This window comes from Acidobacteriota bacterium (assembly GCA_003225175.1).
GTDB lineage: Bacteria > Acidobacteriota > Terriglobia > Terriglobales > Acidobacteriaceae > Gp1-AA112.
Window position 1 is genome coordinate 1 of sequence record QIBA01000121.1, and the last position, 4215, is coordinate 4215.

A 4215-nucleotide genomic window follows, 5' to 3' on the forward strand; every position below is an offset into this window, starting at 1 on the left:
AAGACCGGGCCAGCGCAAGCCGTGGATTTCCGCACGCGTCGCCAGGAATTCGGCAACAGTCAAGGCGTTGCTGGATTGCCTGGCTAAGCGCATTTCCAGAGTTGCGAGCGAACGATGCGCCAACCAAACCTCCATCGGCCCCGGCACGGCACCCACCTGAGTGCGCCAGGAAAGGAGTTTGTCGGCATGTGTCGAATCCGCGACTGCGACGTGCCCTAAGATCAAGTCAGAATGCCCGGTGAGAGCTTTCGTATCTGAAGCAACCGAGAAGTCGGCGCCGAGTTCGAGCGGGCGCTGGCTCAGTACCGTCGCAGTCGTGTTATCCACTGCCACAAGCAGATTCTGCCTGTGCGCGGCTTCTGAAAGAGCAGCGATATCGCAGACGTCGAGGCCTGGATTTGCCGGCGTTTCAAGCCAGAGTAATCGTGCTCCGTCGAGAAGCTTGCTTAGTCCATCTCCCGCAGTAGGAGCACGGCGGACCTGCACTCCGATGTTTGAGAAGAACCCATCCGCGAGCAGCCGAGTTGTGTAGTAGCTATCGGACGGCATGACTAGAATGTCTCCGCGCTTCAAAGTGGAACCGAAGACTGCTGCCACTGCCGCCATTCCCGAAGCAAAGGAGACCGCCGTACCACCTTCCAACTCAGCGAGGGCGCTTTCAAATTGGGTCCATGTCGGGTTATGATACCGACCGTAGGTATAAGGGATCTCTGCAATATCTCCCGACGCGTGATAGGTGCCTGCGAATGTCACTCCGGGCGAGAATGGCTTACCTTGCGCCTTAGGTTGTAAGCCGGCACGAATAACCTGCGTTGCTGGTCTCATGTCGTTGGTCCTTATTTCGTAGAAATTGTTTGTTAACACATTTGCTTCACAAGATACGCTAGGACCCCGATGGCTCGCTCCAGTTGAGGCGACCAAGGCTCACCGCAGCTAAGTCGAATGAAATTGCGGTAGTCCTGCCGTGGCGAAAACATTGGTCCGGGAGCAATACTGATTTTTTCCGTCAGCGCCTTACTGTGTAGGCGTAAGGCGTCGACGTGAGGCGGCAACTCCACCCAGAGAACAAGGCCTCCGGCTGGTCGAGTCATTTTGATGCGTTCAGGAAAGCTCTCTGCAACCGCGCGACTAATGTCATTGACCTGTCTTTTTAGGGCACGTCGAAGCCCCCTTAGATGATGATCATATCCGCCGTTGACGACGTAATCCGCGAGAGCAAGCTGCGGCAGCGTGGGCGTCGCTCCGATAGTCGCACATTTCAGATTTCGTGCGGCTTCAAAGTAACGTCCAGGCATCATCCAGCCGACTCGATAGCCCGGTGCGAGCGATTTCGAGAATGAACCGCAAAGCATCACCAGCCCTCTCTTGTCATAAGCCTTCGCGACATGTGGCCGATCGCCATTATCGAAATAGAGATCGCCGTATAGATCGTCCTCGATCAGCGGAATTTCCTTCTTCGCCAGCAGCGCGACGAGTCGTGCCTTGTTCGCCACAGGCATAAGGCTGCCGAGAGGGTTGTTAAAGTTTGGAACAACTAGACACGCGGTTACACGCCGAACGCGTAATGCCCGCTCCAAACTATCAAGATCCATGCCCGTCCGAGGGTGTGTCGGAATTTCAAGTGGCCTCAAGCCGAGCTGCTCAATAATCTGGATCAGCCCGAAATACGTAGGCGACTCAATTGCCACCGTGTCCCCGCTTCGCGTAACCGAGCGCAGGCAGAGCACAATGGCTTCCGTGCACCCGCACGTAGTGATGATCTCTTCCGGCAAGATCTTAACGCCCCAATCCAGAGCACGGCGCGCGAGCGCGCGCCTGAGTGCGAGACAACCGGGAGGCATGTCGTATTCGATCGAAGCGGTTCCGGCGCGTCGCGCTGCCGCCGCTAGCATGCGATTGAGCTTCTGCACGGGCAGCAGTCGCGCGTTCGGAAGGCCGGCGCCCAGTTGTATGATGTCAGGTCGCATTGTTGCGTCCAAGAGCTTCGCGATCAGCGTGGGTGATTCAGTTGGAACGGCGCCGCTGCTCGGCCGCGAAGTCTTTGGTTCCCCCAAGTCATAGTGTCGTTGAACCCGGACAAAGAACCCAGATTTAGGTCGCGCTTCGATCAATCCACGGTTTTCTAACGCCAGGTACGCCTGAACCGCTGTGGTGATGCTGACTTTGTGCTGCCGACTTGCTCGGCGAACAGAAGGAATGCGATCTCCGGCCCGCAGCACTCCACCTTCAATCAACTGACCGATTTTATTAGCGACTTGTGAGTAGAGCGGCTCGCGCGCTGTCTGCTCCAAAGTTTTTACCATCGCGGAGAGATTGAGCCCCCCAAGCCAAAAAAACAGGTACAGTTCGTCACTATCAAGCCCAGTACAGATGTAACGTAGCCGGATTCTGTACCCTATCAAAATTCACATAACTGAATCTGTAAGAGCAGCGTTCAAAGTCCTAATGTTGACGAGTGATTGCAAGTCCAGCGCCGACGGTGTGTAACTCGCAGCTAATGTCCAGTCCTGCTTCCACCTTATTCACAATCCGGCAGGGGCGAGCTGAAGACGCACTTCTCATAGCACGACATCGAGCGCGGATGTTCCAAGACATGGGAGAAGTGCCGCCCATGATGGTTGAAAGTTTGATTGCGGCCTCGCGATCCTGGATTGAAGGTGCGCTCGACGCTGGTGAATACGTTGGTTGGCTCGCCAGCCCTAAGCAGGCGTCCCATATCGTCGTGGGTGGCGCCGGAGTTCAATTGCGCCGAGCTGCACCTCATCCCTTACACAACGAGACCGGTGACGTCACAATCGCTAAAGGAGCGCACGCGATTGTTCTTAACGTTTACGTAGAACCTGAGTGGCGGCGTCACGGCCTTGGTGCGCTTTTGATGCAGCAAGTTATTGACTGGGCGCAAAGCGAGCAGCTCGACCGACTAGTGCTCCACAGTTCCAGACAAGGCCGGGAGCTCTATGAGCGTCTGGGGTTCGTGCCCACGAATGAGATGCAGTACCGCAAGCACACATGACAGCGCCTCGACCAGCTACAAAGGCGGATGCAACGGCGATTGTTACTGAGCTGATTATTCGGACTGCTCCAATCGGCTATCACGCGCTCGGAGCGATCTGCTGTTCGGAGTCAGTCGCCAGCATCGCGCTTCATGAATCACTCGGGTTGTCTCGTGTAGAACAGCTCCGCGAGATTGGACGGGAGTTCGATCACCGGCCCAACTTTTATCTGCAAGTTCTCTTATGAAGCTTCACTACCACCTTGTGGCGGTCTTTACCGATCGCGCCTTCGGGGGAGACCCGCTCGCTGTATTCTCTGATGGTGCCGCTGTCCCTGAAGCGGCAATGCAGTTAATCGCGAGGGAGCTTAATCTGTCGGAGACAACTTTCGTCCTTCCACCAAAGGACAAGGAGAACGATTTCGGCCTTCGGATCTTCACACCGCGACGGAGTTGCCAATTGCGGGTCACCCGACGGTCGGCGCCGCCTTTGTTCTCGAAAAGGAAGAACTGATTCCTCGTGTTGAGCAGACTACTGCGTTACGGGTCGAAGAGAGGGTCGGCGTCATCCGCGTGTCTATCAGACAGGAAGGGAACGCTCCTGCGTTCATTGAAACGACGCAGCCGCTCCCGAAGTTCGGTCCTGTGATTCAGAGCCGTGACCGCATTGCGCATCATAGGTAAGCCTGACGAAGGCGATTTGCGACGCGTTACCTAGAATTGCGTATTTTGCAGCGCAAAAATGCCGGGACCATAGAAACGACCGTGAAAGGCGAGTCCCTCGCGCGCGCGTGGAATTGTATCTGGGCCCGGTCAGCCTATTCTCGATGATATGACGGCAAACGAACAAACGTCCTTTAGTCGAGTCGCAGACCGTGAAAAGCTTCCATTGTTGCTCGACAAGGCGCGGCAGTTTGCCGGGCACTACATCGACAGTCTTGAAGAACGTCGGGTTTTTCCCGGCGAAAAATCGCTGCGAGCGATGCATGCCCTGGTTGAACCGCTCCCCGAAAATCCGAGCGACCCATTTCTGGTTCTGGATCAGCTCCAGGAAATCGGCGCGCCTGCTGTCGTCACTCGAACAGGCGGCCGCTACTTCGGTTTCGTTAACGGCGGAATTCTTCCGGTCGGGCTCGCCGCCAGGTAGATGGCCGATGTCTGGGACCAAAACACTGCGCATTACGTCATGTCGCCGATCAATTCGCGTCTCGAAGAAATCTGCG

Annotated in this window: 7 protein-coding genes; 5 read left to right on the forward strand and 2 right to left on the reverse strand. The window is 56.1% G+C overall.

Annotated features, from left to right (window positions below):
- Both DMG62_23000 and DMG62_23005 read right to left on the reverse strand, forming a co-directional pair.
- Positions 1-825, reverse strand: an 825-nt coding sequence (locus tag DMG62_23000; protein ID PYY20588.1) for a cystathionine gamma-lyase, incomplete at its 3' end; no start/stop codon positions are given.
- Between the two features lie 32 nt (positions 826-857).
- Positions 858-2303 carry a GntR family transcriptional regulator gene (locus DMG62_23005; GenBank protein PYY20582.1) on the reverse strand — a complete coding sequence of 482 codons (1446 nt, stop codon included), beginning with the start codon at positions 2301-2303 and terminating at the stop codon, positions 858-860.
- Between the two features lie 194 nt (positions 2304-2497).
- Between DMG62_23005 and DMG62_23010 the strand changes: the two genes are divergently transcribed.
- The 5 genes from DMG62_23010 to DMG62_23030 all read left to right on the forward strand — a co-directional run bounded on the left by DMG62_23010 (position 2498) and on the right by DMG62_23030 (position 4139).
- Positions 2498-3013, forward strand: a complete 516-nt coding sequence (locus tag DMG62_23010; protein PYY20583.1) for an N-acetyltransferase — start codon at positions 2498-2500, stop codon at positions 3011-3013.
- Entirely contained in the window at positions 3010-3240 is a 231-nt protein-coding gene (locus DMG62_23015; GenBank protein ID PYY20584.1) for a hypothetical protein, read from the forward strand. Before DMG62_23010 ends, DMG62_23015 begins: the two co-directional genes overlap by 4 nt.
- The gene (locus DMG62_23020) at positions 3237-3506 is read left to right on the forward strand and encodes a hypothetical protein (protein PYY20585.1); all 270 of its coding nucleotides are present in this window, start codon (positions 3237-3239) and stop codon (positions 3504-3506) included. Before DMG62_23015 ends, DMG62_23020 begins: the two co-directional genes overlap by 4 nt.
- On the forward strand, positions 3446-3676 hold the full coding sequence (locus DMG62_23025; protein ID PYY20586.1) for a hypothetical protein: 231 nt from the start codon (positions 3446-3448) through the stop codon (positions 3674-3676). The genes DMG62_23020 and DMG62_23025 overlap by 61 nt, the downstream gene beginning before the upstream one ends.
- 148 nt (positions 3677-3824) lie before the next feature.
- A complete protein-coding gene (locus DMG62_23030; GenBank protein PYY20587.1) occupies positions 3825-4139 on the forward strand; it encodes a hypothetical protein in 315 nt (104 codons plus the stop codon).
- Positions 4140-4215: the final 76 nt, after the last annotated feature.

Coding starts and splice junctions, on each gene's coding strand:
- DMG62_23015 (PYY20584.1), top strand. CDS start 3,010: ATGACAGCGCCTCGACCAGCTACAAAGGCGGATGCAACGGCGATTGTT.
- DMG62_23005 (PYY20582.1), bottom strand. CDS start 2,303: ATGGTAAAAACTTTGGAGCAGACAGCGCGCGAGCCGCTCTACTCACAA.
- DMG62_23010 (PYY20583.1), top strand. CDS start 2,498: ATGTCCAGTCCTGCTTCCACCTTATTCACAATCCGGCAGGGGCGAGCT.
- DMG62_23030 (PYY20587.1), top strand. CDS start 3,825: ATGACGGCAAACGAACAAACGTCCTTTAGTCGAGTCGCAGACCGTGAA.
- DMG62_23020 (PYY20585.1), top strand. CDS start 3,237: ATGAAGCTTCACTACCACCTTGTGGCGGTCTTTACCGATCGCGCCTTC.